Raw genomic sequence first — 15,868 nt, forward strand, 5'->3', positions numbered from 1 at the left:
GGCGCGTGCGAGGATTCCGGGGTGAAGGTCCTCAGCATCCAGTCGTCGGTCGCCTACGGCCATGTCGGCAACTCGGCCGCCGTGTTCCCCCTGCAGCGCCTCGGCGTCGAGGTGTGGCCGGTGTTCACGGTGCACTTCTCGAACCACACGGGTTACGGCGCGTGGCGGGGCCCGCTGCTCTCGGCCGACGACGTGCGCGACGTCATCACCGGCATCGAGGAGCGCGGCGTGCTCGGCGAGGTCGACGCCGTGCTCTCGGGCTACCAGGGCGGCGAGGACATCGGCGACGTCATCCTCGACGCGGTCGCGCGGGTGAAGGCCGCGAATCCGGCGGCCACGTACACGTGCGATCCGGTGATGGGGAATGCGAAATCCGGATGCTTCGTGAATCCGGCCATTCCGCCCTTGCTGCGCGAGCGCGTGGTTCCGGCCGCCGACCTGATCACGCCGAACCAGTTCGAGCTCGGGTTCCTCACCGGAACCGATCCGCATTCGCTCGACGAGACCCTTGCGTCGGCCGACCTCGCGAGGGCGATGGGCCCGTCGACGGTGCTCGTCACGAGCGTCGAGCGACCCGGCGCGCCGACCGACACGATCGAGATGCTCGCCGTCGACGATGATGGCGCCTGGATCGTGCAGACCCCACGGCTGCCGCTCAAGGCCAACGGCTCGGGCGACGTGACGGCGGCGCTGTTCACCGCGCACCGGCACCGAACCGAGTCGAGCGCCGACGCGCTCGCCCGCACCGCGAGCAGTGTCTTCGACCTGCTCGCGACGACGCTCGACGCGGGCGACCGAGAGCTCGCGCTCGTCGCATCGCAGGAGGCGTTCGCGCACCCTCGGATGCAGTTCGAGGTCGAGCGCGTGCGCTGATCGCCGTCCCGCGCAGTGCAGGGTGGAGGTGTCGGCGACGCAGCGAGCCGAGCTCAGGCGTCGATGTCGTCGAGCCGGGCGATGACGACCTCGAGTAGGCGCGCCAGCTCGCCGCGCTCGGCGTCGCTCAGGTCTTGCAGCACGTCGGACTCGACGACGTCGGAGCCCCGGATGGCGACGCTGAACAGCTGCCAGCCCGCGTCGGTGAGGCTCACGTAGATGCGGGTGCGGTTCTCGGCGTCGGGCGTGCGCTCGACGAGCCCGCGTTCGGCGAGCTTGTCGAGCCGGTGCGTCATCGACGAGGGGGCGACGTTCGTGAGCTCGGCGAGCTGGCTGGGCGTGAGCGCCTCGCCCGCCTTCGCGAGCGAGGTGACGACGGCCCACTCGCCGGCGGTCACCTCGAGGTCGACGAGCTGGCGGGCGTACCACTGGTCGAGCTTCTTCGTGAGGCCCTGCACGGCCGTGATCACCCGCTGCACCGACTCCTCGCCGCCGGCCTTGACGTAGGTCGCGACAGCGCGCCGATGGAGCTCCTGGGCGCTCGGGGTGCGTTTCGCCATAGGGGAATTCTCGCACGCATCTTTCGGTTGCTAATATTTCGATATCGAATACTTCGCATTCGAAGGGTGACGGATGCCTCGCGGCCGGCGTCGGCGCGGAGCATCCGCACCTTCTACGACCCTGAGAGGAGGGCGCCTTCATGCGCGCGAAACTGCTCGTGCTCGCCAGCGCCATCGGCTCGCTCGGCTGGGGAGCCGTGCTGCCGTACCAGTACGCCTACGCTGCCGACACCCGCGACTGGGGCGCGCTCGTCGCCGCCGGGGCGTCGTCGCTCTTCTCGATCGGCGCGCTCGTCGCGGCTCCGCTCGCGGGCCGGCTCGCCGACCGCTTCGATCCCGTGCGCGTGGCCGTCATCGCCCAGCTGCTCGGTGCGGCGGGCGTCGCCTCGCTGGTGTTCGCCGACGCGCCGGGGCTGTTCCTCGCCGGAATGCTCGTCTTCGGGCTCGGCCTCTCGGCCGCGGTGCCCGCCAAGCAGGTGCTCGCGCTGCAGTGGTCGTCGAGCGATGACCGTCGCAAGGTGTTCGCCTACAAGTTCACCGGCGAGGCGCTCGGCATGGCGGCCGGGGCCTTCCTCGCCGGGCTCGTGGTCGACCTCGACCGGGCCGACGGGCTCGACATCGGCTTCATCATGGCCGCGGGCGGGTTCGTGCTGTCGTCGGCGATCATCGCGCTCGCCGGGCGGCTGAGGGTTGAGGAGGAGCGAAGCGACGTCTCGAAATCGGGCGCGGGTGGGTTTCGAGACGCTCCTTCGTCGCACCTCAACCCACGATCCGGGGCCGTCGACGCCGCGACCGGGGCGATCGCGGTCGTCGACCTCGACGGCGACGGGCGCCCCGACGGTGCGGCGCGCTCGCGCGGCGCCCTGCGCACGATCTTCGCCCAGCCGGCCATGCGCTGGACGGCCGTCGTCACGATCACCCTCGCGCTCGGGTTCTACGCCCAGTTCGAGTCGGGCCTGCCCGCCTACGGCATCACCGTGCTCGACGTCGACCCAGCGGCCATCGGCATCGCCGCGGCGATCAACTGCGTCGTCATCGTGGCGCTGCAGGTCATCGTCGTGAAGCTCACCGCCGAGCGCAGTGCGCCGGCGCTGCTCATGGCGGTCGGCAGCATCTGGGTCGTGTCCTGGCTCATCCTGTCGGCCGCGCAGTTCTCACCGGGCATCGCCACGGCGCTGTTCGTCATGACCTACGGCATCTTCGCCGTCGGCGAGACGATCTACAGCCCCGTGCTGAACCCGCTGACCGCGCAGCTCGCGCCCAAGGGCATGGTCGGGCAGACGCTCGGCACGATCGCGGCGCTGCAGACCGCGTTCTCGGCGGCGGGCCCCCTCGTCGCAGGCGTGCTGCTCGGAGCGGGCCTCACCGACGTGTTCCTCGGCATGCACGTAGTCGTGAGTGCGCTCGCCGTCTTCGCCGCCTGGCGCATCAAGCGTGCGCTCGCGAAGCCCGATGCGGCCGGTGTGCCCGCGGAGGCGACCGGGGACGCTGCGGTGGAGGCGCGCGTCCGTGAGGAACCGCCGACGACCCCGGTGCCGATCACCTGATCCCCGTGCCTCTGCGCTGGGGCAGGTCGATCCCGATGATCGCGACGCACCGACAGCCCGATGGGAGCGGACCGGCGGCCGATGGTGGGATGGGCCACATGAACGCAGAGTCCCCGAATCCGGAGCACGGCACCGCATCGATTCATTCACGGTCGGCGATCCCGGCACCGCCTCCGCCGTTCGAGGGAACGATCGGCAAGACCTACCGGGAATCGACCGCAGCGTGGCCGAAGGTGCCCACGGCGACCGATGGCGCCCCCAACATCGTCGTCATCCTGCTCGACGACGTCGGGTTCGGGCAGACTTCGACGTTCGGCGGGCTGATTCCGACGCCGAATCTCGACAAGCTCGCGTCCGAGGGACTGCGCTACAACCGGTTCCACACCACCGCGATCTGCGGACCGTCGCGGGCGGCGCTGCTGACCGGCCGCAACCACCACGACGCGGGCAACGGGTTCCTCATGGAGTGGGCGACCGGGTTCCCGAGCTACACGACGATGATCCCGAAGACGACCGCGACCGTGGCCGAGGTGCTCAAGGACAATGGCTATTCGACCTGGTGGTACGGAAAGAACCACAACACCCCCGACTGGGAGACGAGCGTCGCGGGGCCGTACGACCGGTGGCCCACCGGCATGGGCTTCGAGTACTTCTACGGCTTCAACGCCGGCGAGACGCACCAGTACTACCCCGTGCTGTTCGAGAATACGACGCCGGTCGAACCCGACAAGGGGCCCGAGGAGGGCTACCACTTCATGACCGACATGACCGATCGGGCGATCGATCGGATGAGGTACGCGAAGTCGGTCGCGCCGAACAAGCCGTTCTTCATGTACTTCGCCCCGGGCGCCATGCACGCACCGCATCACGTCACGAAGGAGTGGCGTGACAAGTTCAAGGGCCGGTTCGACATGGGCTGGGAGAAGTACCGGGACGTCGTGTTCGAGAACCAGAAGATGATGGGCATCATCCCAGCCGAGACCGAACTGACGCCGCGCCCTGACTGGGTGCAGCCGTGGGACTCGCTGACCGACCAGCAGAAGATGGTGTACTGCGCGTTGTTCGAGAACTATGCAGGGTACTTCGCGTTCACCGACCACGAGGTGGGGCGTCTGCTCGACGCGATCAAGGAACTGCCCGACGCCGAGAACACCCTCGTCATGTATATCGTCGGCGACAACGGCGCATCGTCCGAAGGAGGCCCGGATGGCACGCTCGACGAGATCAAGAACCTGGGCGGGATCCTCCCGTCGATCGAGGAGATCATCGCCGATCTCGACAAACTCGGCGGCCCCGAGACCGAGCCGCACTACCCGCTCGGGTGGGCGTGGGCGGGCAACACCCCATTCCAGTGGGTGAAGCAGGTCGCCTCGCACCTCGGCGGCTCGCGCAATCCGATGGTCGTGAGTTGGCCATCGCGGGTGGGGCACGATCCGGTGCCCCGCGATCCCTTCCTGCACCTCGTGGATATCGCGCCGACGCTGTACGAGGCGGCCCAGGTCGAGATGCCCGACACGGTCAACGGCATCGATCAGTTGCCGCTCGCCGGGAAGTCATTCCTGTCGAGCCTCACCGACCCGGCATTCGAGGGCCGCAGCGAGCAGTACTTCGAGATCCTCAGCAACCGCTCGATCTACGACAGCGGCTGGAAGGCGAACGCCCAGCACACCCTGCCGTGGCGACAGGATGTCGCGCCCGGCAACTGGGACCAGGATCGCTGGGAGCTCTACCACCTCGATGAAGACTTCTCGGAGGCGAACGACCTCGCCGGGCAGATGCCCGACAAGCTCGAGGAGATGAAGCGCAAGTTCGATGCGGCCGCTGAGAGGTACCATGTCTATCCGCTCGACGACCGAGGGGTCGCCCGCGCGCTCATCGCGAAGCCCTCGGCCCCCGGCGCCGATCCGCAGGTGCTGAAGTTCACGTTCTACGAGGGAGCGACCCGGCTCCCCGAGACGGCGGCGCCGTCGATGAAGAATCGCAGCTGGTCGTTGGTCGCCCGTGTCGCGACTGAGGGACCCGCGACGAACGGTGTCGTGATGGCGATCGGCGGCGTCGCCGGCGGCATGTCGCTCTACCTGTCCGACGGCGTGCCGACGTTCGACTACAACTACTACGGCGACCACACCATCGTGCGGGCGGACGCACCCGTCGAGGCAGGGAGCAGCACCATCGGCGTCGAGTTCGATTACGACGGCGGTGGCATCGGCAAGGGGGCGACGCTCACGCTCACCGTCGACGGCGTGAAGGCCGCCCGTGGGCGGGCAGAGAAGACGGTGTTCGCGCGCTTCGGGGTCGACACCTTCGGCATCGGCGAAGACACCGGCCAGCCTGTCACCCCTGACTATCGTCCCCCGTTCCGGTTCACCGGGTCGATCGTGAAGGTCGACATCGAGCTCGCCCCGCTCGACCTGAGCCCTGAAGACCTGCATACGGTGCACCACACCGAGGTGAAGGCGGCCCAGCGACGCGAATGAGGTCGTGGACGTCGCGCCGCCCGATTCTCCTTTCACCGAACGAAGGAGCCGCGACAGCGATCGATCCCCGTGGGCGGCGCAGTGCCGACCCACGGGGATCGATGAGGATGACCGCCTACGGCGGGCCTACGGCAGGGTCCAGGTGGCCGGCGGCTTCACCTGGTCGTACAGCCAGGTCTGGAAGAAGGCGTCGAGATCCTCGCCCGAGACCTCCTCGAACACCGCCTGGAAGTCCTCGGCCGTGCCGGCCGAGTCGTTGTGGCGTTCGAGCCAGAGTCGGGAGCCGGCGAAGAACGCCTCGTCGCCGACCTCGACGCGGAGGGCGTGCAGCGTGGCCGCGCCGCGGTTGTAGACCTGCGTCGCGAACAGCCCGAGCGCGCCTGGATCGCCGATCTGGAATGACCAGTAGGCAGGCGTACGCGCGGGTGCGTACCAGTTGTTGTAGGCCTGCTGCGCCGTGATGCCGCCGCGGTGCTCGGTCCACAGCCACGTGGCATAGGTCGCCCAGCCTTCGTTGAGCCAGATGTCCGCCCAGCGCTCGGGGCTCACCGCGTTGCCGAACCACTGGTGCGCGAGCTCATGGAGTACGGTCCCCTGTCCTGCGGAACCCGAGTAGACCGGACGGGTCTGGGTCTCGAGCGCGTATCCCACGGAGTCGTTGTCGACGATCGACCCGTACGAGTTGAACGGGTAGGGTCCGAATCGACTCTCGAGGAAGTCGATCATCTGCGGCTGCAGCCCGAGACTCGCGTTCGTGTTCGTCAAGGCGTTGCCCGTGATCTTCGTGTCGACGGCGTCGATGATCGGCACGCCACTCGTCGACGTATAGGTCGGGCGCAGCTCGAAGTCGCCGACCGACGCCGTGGTCAGGTAGCTGGCCTGCTGGTCGGGGGCATCCCAGTACCAGGTGGTCCACCCGCCGGCGGTCTGCTCGGGCTTGGACTGCACGCCGTTGGCCACGGCGACCTTGCCCTCGGGCACCGTGATCGCGAAGCTGTAGCTGGCCTTGTCGGTCTGGTGGTCGCTGACGGGGTACCACGTCATCGAACCGTCGGGCTCGCTGACGACCATGGCGCCGTCACGCGTCGTCCACCATCCGTAGGGCGCTTCCTCGATGTCGAGGGGCCGCGTGGTCGTGCCGCCGTATTCGACGACGAGCTGCACGCTCTGACCCTTCTTGATCTTCGGGCGGGGCTGCACCGTGAGCTCCCAGATGCGCTCCTCGTCGTCCTGCACGTGCCAGTACGCGGCCCCGTCGACCTCGGCTCCAGGTGCCGGCGGTGCGATGGCGCGCGCCGGCTTGCCATCGACCGTGAGGGAGCTCACCTCCATGCCGCGCAGGTCGAGGTTGAACCGGTCGAGGTCCTGGGTCGCGACGAGGTCGATCGTGGCGACGCCCTCGAACCGCCCTTCGAGGGGCGCCGGCGCCGCGGCCGGAGGCGTGTAGGTGACGTCGAGGTCGTAGTGACTCACGTCGTACCCGCCGTTGCCCGAGTAGGGGAAGTAGGCATCGCCCGCGCCTTGCGAGCCGGCCGTGTAGCGCGGCCCGGGTGCTCCCGGGGCAGCAGCGGCCCCGGTCGCCCCGAGCCCTCCGATCACCGTCAGGGCGACCGCCAGGCCGCCGACCAGCTTCAACCGTTTTCCATTCACGACTGCTCCCGTCATCGTTCAACAAAAGGCGTATGCGCGAGACTCTAGGCGTCGCCGAACGCGGCCGATAGCCCCAAAATTGCCGATGGCCCGCGAGCACCGCCGACGAGACTCAGGCCGCAGAGAGCTCGGAACTGCCACGCCTGTCCCGGGGAATACTGAGCGCAGGCTGTGAGTTGAGTCAAGTACACTCAAGTTTCGCCGGCTCAACTTGACACGAAAAGTCGGCACTGGGAAGCTTGAGTCGGCGAGGCTCAAGTCTCGTAACCCCGTACTTCGGTTGCGGGCCGGAACGGCCGAACCGGTCGCCAGAACGCGTGTGCGCGACATCCGCTCGCTCGCCTGGCAGAAGGAGAAACACACATGTCACGTGCAGTAGGAATCGACCTCGGCACGACCAACTCGGTCGTCTCGGTCCTCGAGGGCGGCGAGCCCACCGTCATCGCCAACGCCGAGGGCTTTCGCACGACCCCGTCGGTCGTCGCGTTCACGAAAGACGGCGAGGTGCTCGTCGGCGAGACCGCGAAGCGTCAGGCCGTCACCAACGTCGACCGCACCATCGCGTCGGTCAAGCGCCACATGGGCACCGACTGGAAGTCGGCTGAGATCGACAACAAGAACTACGGGCCGCAGGAGATCTCGGCGCGCATCCTGCAGAAGCTGAAGCGCGACGCCGAGCAGTACCTCGGCGACACCGTGACCGACGCGGTCATCACCGTGCCCGCGTACTTCAACGACGCCGAGCGCCAGGCCACGAAGGAGGCCGGCGAGATCGCGGGCCTCAACGTGCTGCGCATCATCAACGAACCCACGGCTGCAGCGCTCGCGTACGGCCTCGACAAGGGCAAGGAAGACGAGCTCATCCTGGTCTTCGACCTCGGCGGCGGCACGTTCGACGTGTCCCTCCTCGAGGTGGGCAAGGACGAGGACTTCTCGACCATCCAGGTCAAGGCGACCGCGGGAGACAACCGCCTCGGCGGCGACGACTGGGACCAGCGCGTCGTCGAGTGGCTCATCAAGCGCTTCAAGGACTCGACCGGCGTGGATGTCTCGAACGACAAGATCGCCCTGCAGCGCCTCAAGGAGGCCGCCGAGCAGGCCAAGAAGGAGCTGTCGTCGGGCCTGAAGGCCTCGATCCAGCTGCCCTACCTCTCGCTCACCGAGAACGGCCCCGCCAACCTCGACGAGACGCTCACGCGCGCCGAGTTCGAGAACATGACGAGCGACCTGCTCGATCGCACGAAGAAGCCGTTCGAAGACGTCATCCGCGAGGCCGGCATCAAGCTGTCGGATGTCGCGCACGTCGTGCTCGTCGGCGGCTCGACCCGTATGCCCGCGGTCAGCGACCTCGTGAAGCAGGAGACCGGCCAGGAGCCCAACAAGGGCGTCAACCCCGACGAGGTCGTCGCCGTCGGCGCGGCCCTGCAGGCCGGCGTCCTCAAGGGTGAGCGCAAGGACGTGCTGCTCATCGACGTCACGCCCCTCAGCCTCGGCATCGAGACCAAGGGCGGCATCATGACGAAGCTCATCGAGCGCAACACGGCGATCCCCACCAAGCGCAGCGAGACCTTCACGACCGCCGACGACAACCAGCCGTCGGTCGCCATCCAGGTCTTCCAGGGCGAGCGCGAGTTCACCCGCGACAACAAGCCGCTCGGCACGTTCGAGCTCACCGGCATCGCGCCGGCTCCCCGTGGCATCCCGCAGATCGAGGTCACGTTCGACATCGACGCCAACGGCATCGTGCACGTGTCCGCGAAGGACAAGGGCACCGGCAAGGAGCAGCGCATGACGATCTCGGGCGGCTCGTCGCTGCCCAAGGACGACATCGAGCGCATGGTGCGCGAGGCCGAAGAGCACGCCGCCGAAGACAAGGCGCGCCGCGAGTCGGCCGAGACCCGCAACCAGGCCGAGCAGCTCGCCTACTCGATCGAGAAGCTCATCAAGGAGAACGACGACAAGCTGCCCGCCGACGTCAAGTCCGAGGTGCAGGGCGACGTCGATGCGCTCAAGTCGGCGCTCGCCGGCGACGACGACGCAGCCGTGAAGTCCGCGTTCGAGAAGCTCAATGCTTCGCAGGGCAAGCTCGGCGAGGCGATCTACGCCCACTCGCAGCAGGCCGATGCCGCTGCCGCCGGCGGCGAGGACGCTTCGGCATCGGGCCCGGCCGCTGACGAGTCGTCCGATGAAGACGTGGTCGACGCCGAAGTGGTCGACGACGAGGACGAGAAGAAGACGTCATGACCGACGAGCAGAACCAGAACCACGAGGAGCCGGTGATCCGCGACAAGCGGCGCATCGACCCCGAGACCGGTGAGGTTCGGCACCACGCCGACGCTGAAGGGGCGCCCGCCGAGGGCGCCCCCGAGGCGGCCGGCGCCGAAACCGGGGCGGCGGGCGAAGCGGGTGCCGAGGCATCCGACCTCACCGACGACGAGTACGAGCTCACGGTCGACGACATCCTGAACGCGGCGCAGGCCGAGGTCCAGGAGCCGAGCGACGAGCACCTCGCCGACCTCAAGCGGGTCACGGCCGAGTACGCGAACTACCGCAAGCGCACCGAGGCCAACCGCGAACTCGAGCGCGAGCGTGCGGTCGGCGCGGCTGTCGCCGTGCTGCTGCCCGTGCTCGACGACCTCGACCGGGCCGAGAAGCACGGCGACCTCGAGGGCGACACGCCCTTCGCGACGATCGCCGCGAAGCTGCGCGCGCAGGTCGAGAAGCTCGGGCTCACCTCGTTCGGCGAGGTCGGCGAGCCGTTCGACCCGCAGCATCACGAGGCGATCTTCCAGCAGCCGAGCGACGAGGTCGAGGTCGACACGGTCGCCGACGTCGTCGAGACCGGCTACAACCTGGGCAGCGTGCAGCTGCGCCCGGCGAAGGTCGTCGTCAAGACGCCGCAGGCGTAGCCTTCGTCGGTCGAGTAGCGACGAAGGAGCGTATCGAGACCCCTCACCAGGTCTCGATTCGCGCTTCGCGCTACTCGACCGACGTGAAACCAGACAGACTCAGAGAGAGGGGGTGCCGATGGCCAGTCAGGATTGGTTCGACAAGGACTTCTACCAGGTGCTCGGCGTCTCCAAGGACGCGAGCGGCGCCGACATCAAGAAGGCGTACCGCAAGCTCGCGCGCACGTATCACCCCGACCAGAACCAGGGCGACTCCGCAGCCGAGGCGAAGTTCAAGGACATCAGCGAGGCGAACTCGGTGCTCTCCGACGCCGAGCAGCGCAAGGAGTACGACGCGATCCGCGCCATGGGCTCCGGCGCGAGGTTCACGGCGCCCGGGGGCGCCGGTGCCGGCGGCTTCGAAGACGTCTTCGGCGGCATGTTCGGCCAGGGCGGCGGCCGCCAGTCGTACACGTTCCAGCAGGGCGGCGACTACGACGACCTGATCGGCGGGCTCTTCGGCGGCGGCCGGTTCGGCCAGCCCAGCGGCGGTTACCGCGGCTTCGGCGGACCCACCAAGGGCCGCGACGTCACTGCGACGACGACGCTCGACTTCATCACCGCGACCAAGGGCGACCAGATCACCCTGCAGACGGCCGAGGGCAAGCCGATCACCGTGCGCATCCCCGCGGGCGTGGCCGACGGGCAGAAGATCCGGCTGCGCGGCAAGGGCCACCCGTCGCCCGACGGCGGCGAATCCGGTGACATCATCCTCACCGTCAACGTGCGCAAGCACCCCGTGTTCGAGCGCGACGGGCTCAACCTGCGCGTCACCGTTCCCGTCACGTTCGCCGAGGCCGCGCTGGGCTCGACCATCCAGGTGCCCACCCTCGGCGGCGACCCGGTGAAGCTGCGCGTCGCGCCCGGCACGCCCAGCGGGCGCGTGCTGCGGGTCAAGGGCCGAGGAGTCGAGACGTCGAAGGGCACGGGCGACCTGCTCGCCGTCGTGCAGATCGCCGTGCCGTCGCACCTGTCGAGCGACGCCGAAGAGAAGCTCAAGGCGTTCGCCGCCGAACTGCCCGACGAGAACCCGCGCGACGACCTCATCGCGAAGGCGCGGAGCTAGGCGATGGACATGAACGAGATGAGTCCGCTGTTCGTCATCTCGGTCGCCGCCGAACTCGCCGGCATGCACCCGCAGACGCTGCGGCAGTACGACCGCATGGGGCTCGTGTCGCCGACGCGCACGGCGGGCAAGTCGCGCCGGTATTCGATGCGCGATGTGGCGCAGCTGCGTGAGATCGCGCAGCTCTCGAGTGAGGGCGTGAGCCTCGAGGGCATCCGCCGAGTGCTCGGCCTCGAAGACGAGGTGGCGACGCTGCGTGCCCGCGTGCGCGAGCTCGAGGCGGCGCTCGCCGACGAGATGCTCAACCGGCCCGGGCGTCGCGTGTTCGCGGCGGGCTCGGCCGGCGAGGTCGTCACCCTGCGCGCCGGCACGCGCGTGCGGCGCGAGAACGCCGTCGTGGTCTGGCGGCCGCTCGAGCGCTGATCGCGCCGGCATCTCGCCGAGAGTGCAGTCGCCGCCGTCCTGAGGGCGCGGAGTGCACTTTCGGCGGTGGGGTACGAGTGACGCGTCGACCCGAGTGTGCAGTTCTCGCCGTTCCAAGGGCGAGGAGGGCACTCTCGAGGAGAGCGGCTGGGTGCTACCACGCCGACGCGGGCGCCTCCACCACGGGAACCGGAGAGGTCGTCCAGTGCGCGCCGTTGCCGTAGTGGCTCGTCGCCCACGGCGACGCCCAGATCGCGGCCGCGGTCGTCGCGGCCGACGTGCCGGCGTCGAGCCCGGCCTCGATCGCGTCGTAGAACGAAAGGCGCCGCAGGCTGTCGGCCGCGTACTCGGCGCCGACCTGCAGCGTGGCGTAGCTGCCGAGGCCCGAGCCGCCTCCCGACCCGTTGCCGTTGTTGAGCGGGTTGTTGCGGTTCCACCAGTTGTCGGGGCCGTTCTCCTCGCGCATCCACTGCGTGATGACCGCCACGTTCTCGTCGGTCACGGGGAATCCGCCGAAGACGAGCACGAGCTTCGCCCAGTCGTGGTTCGTCCCGCCGGCGACGAGGGTCTGGGGGCCGGTGGCGGCGGTGTACGACTCGTGCGAGACGGCGGGCGCTGCGACATCCGATGCGACCTCGACCTGCTGCGTGTCACCGGAGTGCGGCGAGTCCGCCGACGCCGCGAACGCCGGCGAAGCCGAGTCGGGACGCGAAAGCGGAGCGAGCGCGAGCGTGGCGATCAGGCCCAGCACGGCCGTGACCGAGAGCACGCCGGCGAAGCGGCGAACGAATCGCTCGCCGCGTTCCGCTCCCCCGTGCCGTGCGCGCCGCATGCGAGCACCGAGGGTAGCAAAGTCGAGTGGGCGCCGCATTCAGGGTCGGGCCGCGACGTGCCGCGTACCCTTGGCGCATGCCCTTCGATTTCGGCGTGCTGCGCCGCCGCCCCGACATCGAGGGGCCGGGTCTCGAAGCATCGGATGCCGCTGACCGGCTCGTGCTCGACGAAGCGGCCGCGCTCATCGCGGCGTCCGGCCCGGGCGACGTCGCCGTCATCGACGACGCCTACGGCGCGATCGCGCTCGGTGCGGCCGACGCCGGGGTACGCGGCATCCGGGTGCATCAGGATCTCGTGACCGGCGAACGCGCGCTCGCCGAGAACGCGGCGCGCACCGGGCTCGTCGACGCCGTGCGGTCGATGCCGTTCACGGCCGAGCTCGTCGCCGATGTGCGGCTCGTGCTCGTGCGCCTGCCGCGCTCGCTCGACCGGCTCGACGAGGTGGCGGGGCTCGTCGCCGCGCACGCGCACCCCGAGGTCGTGCTCGTCGCGGGCGGCCGCATCAAGCACATGTCGCTCGCCATGAACGACGTGCTGCGCCGGCACTTCGGCGCCCTCGACGTGTCGCATGCGCGCCAGAAGTCGCGGGTGCTCATCGCGCGGGAGCCCGTCGGTCGAGGAGCGCAGCGTATCGAGACCACCGCGGCGACGAGTCGCGATACGGCGTCGGGTCTCGAGACGCGTCCTCCTTCGTCGGCCGCTCCTCGACCGGCTGGGGAGGCGTCGGCTCCTCGACCGGCTGGGGAGGCGTCGGCCGCTCCTCGACCGGCGACGTGGCCGCGCCGCGAACGCCACGACGACCTCGGGCTCACCGTGGTCGCGCACGGCGGAGTCTTCGCCGGCACGGGCGTCGACATCGGCACGCGGTTCCTCCTCGCGCACCTCGCCGACGCGGTTCCGGATGCCGCGACCGCGGTCGACCTCGCCTGCGGCACCGGCGTCGTGGCGACCTGGCTGGCGCGCGAGCGCGCCGGTCTGCGGGTGACCGCGACCGATCGCTCGGCCTCGGCAGCGGCATCCGCTCGCCTGACGGCCGACGCGAACGGCGTCGCCGATCGCGTGCACGTGACGCAGGCCGACGGGCTCGAGCTGCTCGCTGACGCGAGCGAACGACTCGTGGTGCTGAATCCGCCGTTCCACTCCGATGCCGCACTGCACACGGGCATCGCCGCACACCTCTTCGCCGACGCCGCGCGGGTGCTCGCTCCGGGCGGCGAATTGTTGTGCGTGTGGAACTCGCACCTGCGGTATCGGCCGATGCTCGAGCGCGTGGTCGGGCCGACGCGGCAGATCGCGCGCAACGCGAAGTTCACCGTCACCGCGTCGGCGCGGCGCACGTGACGGGGGAGTACCGTCGCGCGCGAGGTCGTGTCAGGCTTGGAGTGTGACCCCGTCGACCCTCGAGCAGCACGACACCGAACTCCGCGACCACGTCGCGGCCGACGTGCCGTGGCAGACGGTCGTGTGGGACGACCCGGTGAACCTGATGACCTACGTGACCTACGTCTTCCGCAGCTACTTCGGCTTCCCGCGAGAGAAGGCCGAGCACCTCATGATGCAGGTGCACACCGAGGGCCGGGCCGTCGTCGCGAGCGGCAGACGCGAGCAGATGGAGCACCACGTGCAGGCCATGCACAGCTACGGGCTGCAGGCCACGGTCTCGAGGGCCGAGACGTGATCGTCGCAGGCCTCGGCGGGGGCGAGGGCATCCGCATCGTGCTCGAGACCGAAGAGGCGATGCTGCTCTCGGAGCTCGCCGATCAGGTCGACTCGGTGCTGCTGCTCGGCGAAGCCGACGACCCCGCGCTCGGCCGGTTACTGCCGAACGCCTATCCCGAAGACCTCGAGGCGTCCGAGGAGTTCACCCGCTACACCCGCGAGAGCCTCGTCGACGGAAAGCGCCAGGCCGCCCAGTCGGTGCGCGACGCGACCGCGGTCGACCACCCCGGCGACGGCGTGGTGCAGATCGAGCTCGACCAGGCTCAGGCGTGGGGTTGGCTGACGTTCCTCACCGACCTGCGCCTCATCCTCGCCGAGCGGGTCGGCCTCGACGACGACGAGAGCGACGCCGACGTCGAGACCCGCGACGACTACCTGCGTGCCGCGTACGAGTGGGCCGGGTTCGTGCAGGGGTCGATGCTCGAGGTGCTCGACCCGATCAAGCCCTGAGCGCCCCGAGCGCAGCGCGGGCCGCACCCGCCCGCGCGCCGCGCCCGCGCGCGCCGGCCGCATGCTGGCATGCTGATGCCGAACGGCCGCCGCCGCGCGCGGGGGCCGCACGACGACAGGAGCGCCCAGTGAGTCGAACCGCGACCGCAACCGAGACCGCCGCGACCGTCCGGGAGCCCGCCTCGATCCTGCGCGTCCTCCGCAACCCGGCCGCCACGGCGGAGTCGCTCGAGTCGACGGCCCTCGTGCTCGGTGCGGCGGTGTTCGTCGTCGGCGGCGTCATCGCGTGGATCTCGTTCCTCGGTCGTGACCTCGCGATCGCGGGGGAGGGGTCGCTCGGGCAGTACGTGGCGATCGGTTCGGTCGCCGTGACGCTCCTCGCCTTCGTCCTGGGCCGCATCGCGCTGCGCCGGCGTGCCGATGAGTCGGACGCGTCCGGGGATGCCCTTCCCGGCCTCGAAACCCCGGGTGTGAAGATCCACTGGTTCGACCTCACCGCGATCGCCGTCGCGCACGCCGTCATCGCACTGCTCGGCTGGATCGGACTCTCCGACCTGCTCGAGCGCAGCTTTCAGGGCGCTGTCGTGTTCACCCTGCCGGGGGCGCTGCTCGCGGGTGTCGCGTTCGCCGTCACCGCCTACGCCGTGTTCCTGTCGTCGGCCCACCTCACGCCGATGCTGCTCTCGTTCGTGCTCGCGCTGTTCCTCGTCGTCGGCGCGCTGGCGAGCATGCTGAGCGCGAGCGACCCCCAGTGGTGGCAGGAGAACCTCAGCGCACTCGGCATGACCGACGACATCTCATCGCTCGCGTTCAACGTCACGTTGATCATCGCGGGTGCGATCGTCACCACCATCGCGCGTTACGCGACCGCGTCGGTTCCGGTCACGACCGCGGCCGAGGTGCGGGGGCGCAACATCGTGCGCGTCGGCCTCATCCTCATCGGCATCTTCCTGGCCTGCGTCGGCATCTTCCCGGTCGACCGGTTCTTCCTCGTGCACAACACCGTCGCGACGGGCATGGCCGTGGTCTTCGCGGTCGTCGTCATCGGCTTGCGCTGGTTCATCCCGTCGATGCCCCGCGTCTTCATCCTGCTCGGCTATGTCTACGTCGGGGTCATCGCGATGCTCGGGGTGTTCTTCGCGACGGGCTACTACAACCTCACCGCGGTCGAACTCGTCGCCGGCGTGCTGATCTTCAGCTGGATCATCGTGTTCCTGCGCAGCTCGGGTGCGATGCACACGCAGCCGCGGGCCGTGCCGGCGGCCTGAGCGCCGCGTCGCAGGAACGAACGAGGGGCGGATGTCGCGACATCCGCCCCTCG

At 69.4% G+C, this 15,868-nt stretch carries 14 protein-coding genes; 11 read left to right on the top strand and 3 right to left on the bottom strand.

The window, feature by feature from the left end; genetic code table 11:
- Nucleotides 1–21: 21 nt before the first annotated feature.
- Nucleotides 22–873, top strand: a complete 852-nt coding sequence (gene pdxY, locus LQ757_RS02030; RefSeq protein ID WP_231045539.1) for a pyridoxal kinase PdxY — start codon at nt 22–24, stop codon at nt 871–873.
- Nucleotides 874–926: 53 nt separating this feature from the next.
- On the opposite strand, the gene LQ757_RS02035 is transcribed toward pdxY, so the two are convergent.
- Complete coding sequence (locus tag LQ757_RS02035; protein ID WP_231045540.1) at nt 927–1,433, bottom strand: MarR family winged helix-turn-helix transcriptional regulator; 507 nt, start codon at nt 1,431–1,433, stop codon at nt 927–929.
- A 140-nt stretch (nt 1,434–1,573) separates the two neighbouring features.
- Here LQ757_RS02035 and LQ757_RS02040 point away from each other — a divergent pair, with 140 nt between their 5' ends.
- Nucleotides 1,574–2,980, top strand: coding sequence for an MFS transporter (locus tag LQ757_RS02040; RefSeq protein ID WP_231045541.1), 1,407 nt, complete (start codon nt 1,574–1,576; stop codon nt 2,978–2,980).
- Between the two features lie 98 nt (nt 2,981–3,078).
- On the top strand, nt 3,079–5,457 hold the full coding sequence (locus tag LQ757_RS02045; RefSeq protein ID WP_231045542.1) for an arylsulfatase: 2,379 nt from the start codon (nt 3,079–3,081) through the stop codon (nt 5,455–5,457).
- 126 nt (nt 5,458–5,583) lie between these two features.
- Here LQ757_RS02045 and LQ757_RS02050 read toward each other — a convergent pair whose 3' ends face one another.
- On the bottom strand, nt 5,584–7,122 hold the full coding sequence (locus tag LQ757_RS02050; RefSeq protein WP_231045543.1) for a M1 family metallopeptidase: 1,539 nt from the start codon (nt 7,120–7,122) through the stop codon (nt 5,584–5,586).
- A gap of 348 nt (nt 7,123–7,470) precedes the next feature.
- Between LQ757_RS02050 and dnaK the strand changes: the two genes are divergently transcribed.
- The 4 genes from dnaK (at nt 7,471) to LQ757_RS02070 (ending at nt 11,544) form a co-directional block, all read left to right on the top strand.
- A complete protein-coding gene (gene dnaK, locus LQ757_RS02055; RefSeq protein WP_231045544.1) occupies nt 7,471–9,351 on the top strand; it encodes a molecular chaperone DnaK in 1,881 nt (626 codons plus the stop codon).
- Nucleotides 9,348–10,016, top strand: a complete 669-nt coding sequence (locus LQ757_RS02060) for a nucleotide exchange factor GrpE (protein WP_231045545.1) — start codon at nt 9,348–9,350, stop codon at nt 10,014–10,016. The genes dnaK and LQ757_RS02060 overlap by 4 nt, the downstream gene beginning before the upstream one ends.
- 118 nt (nt 10,017–10,134) lie before the next feature.
- Nucleotides 10,135–11,121, top strand: coding sequence for a DnaJ C-terminal domain-containing protein (locus LQ757_RS02065; protein WP_231045546.1), 987 nt, complete (start codon nt 10,135–10,137; stop codon nt 11,119–11,121).
- 9 nt (nt 11,122–11,130) lie between these two features.
- Nucleotides 11,131–11,544 (top strand): heat shock protein transcriptional repressor HspR, encoded by a 414-nt coding sequence (locus LQ757_RS02070; RefSeq protein ID WP_231045547.1) that lies wholly within the window; start codon nt 11,131–11,133, stop codon nt 11,542–11,544.
- A gap of 154 nt (nt 11,545–11,698) precedes the next feature.
- Here the strand turns inward: LQ757_RS02070 and LQ757_RS02075 are convergent, their stop codons facing one another.
- Entirely contained in the window at nt 11,699–12,376 is a 678-nt protein-coding gene (locus LQ757_RS02075; RefSeq protein ID WP_231045548.1) for a hypothetical protein, read from the bottom strand.
- Nucleotides 12,377–12,453: 77 nt separating this feature from the next.
- Between LQ757_RS02075 and LQ757_RS02080 the strand changes: the two genes are divergently transcribed.
- The 4 genes from LQ757_RS02080 to LQ757_RS02095 all read left to right on the top strand — a co-directional run bounded on the left by LQ757_RS02080 (nt 12,454) and on the right by LQ757_RS02095 (nt 15,815).
- Nucleotides 12,454–13,719 (top strand): class I SAM-dependent methyltransferase, encoded by a 1,266-nt coding sequence (locus tag LQ757_RS02080; protein WP_231045549.1) that lies wholly within the window; start codon nt 12,454–12,456, stop codon nt 13,717–13,719.
- A gap of 43 nt (nt 13,720–13,762) precedes the next feature.
- Nucleotides 13,763–14,056, top strand: coding sequence for an ATP-dependent Clp protease adapter ClpS (gene clpS, locus LQ757_RS02085; RefSeq protein ID WP_372459614.1), 294 nt, complete (start codon nt 13,763–13,765; stop codon nt 14,054–14,056).
- Nucleotides 14,053–14,547 carry a DUF2017 family protein gene (locus LQ757_RS02090; RefSeq protein WP_231045550.1) on the top strand — a complete coding sequence of 165 codons (495 nt, stop codon included), beginning with the start codon at nt 14,053–14,055 and terminating at the stop codon, nt 14,545–14,547. The genes clpS and LQ757_RS02090 overlap by 4 nt, the downstream gene beginning before the upstream one ends.
- A 128-nt stretch (nt 14,548–14,675) precedes the next feature.
- Entirely contained in the window at nt 14,676–15,815 is a 1,140-nt protein-coding gene (locus LQ757_RS02095; protein WP_231045551.1) for a DUF998 domain-containing protein, read from the top strand.
- Nucleotides 15,816–15,868 lie beyond the last annotated feature (53 nt).

The sequence above is a fragment of the Agromyces cavernae genome (genome assembly GCF_021044935.1).
Classification (GTDB): Bacteria; Actinomycetota; Actinomycetes; order Actinomycetales; family Microbacteriaceae; genus Agromyces; species Agromyces cavernae.

Excerpts from the sequence above, each read along its gene's own strand:
- LQ757_RS02065 (WP_231045546.1), top strand. The coding sequence starts at position 10,135 with ATGGCCAGTCAGGATTGGTTCGACAAGGACTTCTACCAGGTGCTCGGC.
- LQ757_RS02050 (WP_231045543.1), bottom strand. The coding sequence starts at position 7,122 with ATGACGGGAGCAGTCGTGAATGGAAAACGGTTGAAGCTGGTCGGCGGC.
- dnaK (WP_231045544.1), top strand. The coding sequence starts at position 7,471 with ATGTCACGTGCAGTAGGAATCGACCTCGGCACGACCAACTCGGTCGTC.
- LQ757_RS02060 (WP_231045545.1), top strand. The coding sequence starts at position 9,348 with ATGACCGACGAGCAGAACCAGAACCACGAGGAGCCGGTGATCCGCGAC.
- LQ757_RS02045 (WP_231045542.1), top strand. The coding sequence starts at position 3,079 with ATGAACGCAGAGTCCCCGAATCCGGAGCACGGCACCGCATCGATTCAT.
- LQ757_RS02080 (WP_231045549.1), top strand. The coding sequence starts at position 12,454 with ATGCCCTTCGATTTCGGCGTGCTGCGCCGCCGCCCCGACATCGAGGGG.
- LQ757_RS02035 (WP_231045540.1), bottom strand. The coding sequence starts at position 1,433 with ATGGCGAAACGCACCCCGAGCGCCCAGGAGCTCCATCGGCGCGCTGTC.
- LQ757_RS02040 (WP_231045541.1), top strand. The coding sequence starts at position 1,574 with ATGCGCGCGAAACTGCTCGTGCTCGCCAGCGCCATCGGCTCGCTCGGC.
- LQ757_RS02070 (WP_231045547.1), top strand. The coding sequence starts at position 11,131 with ATGAACGAGATGAGTCCGCTGTTCGTCATCTCGGTCGCCGCCGAACTC.
- LQ757_RS02075 (WP_231045548.1), bottom strand. The coding sequence starts at position 12,376 with ATGCGGCGCGCACGGCACGGGGGAGCGGAACGCGGCGAGCGATTCGTT.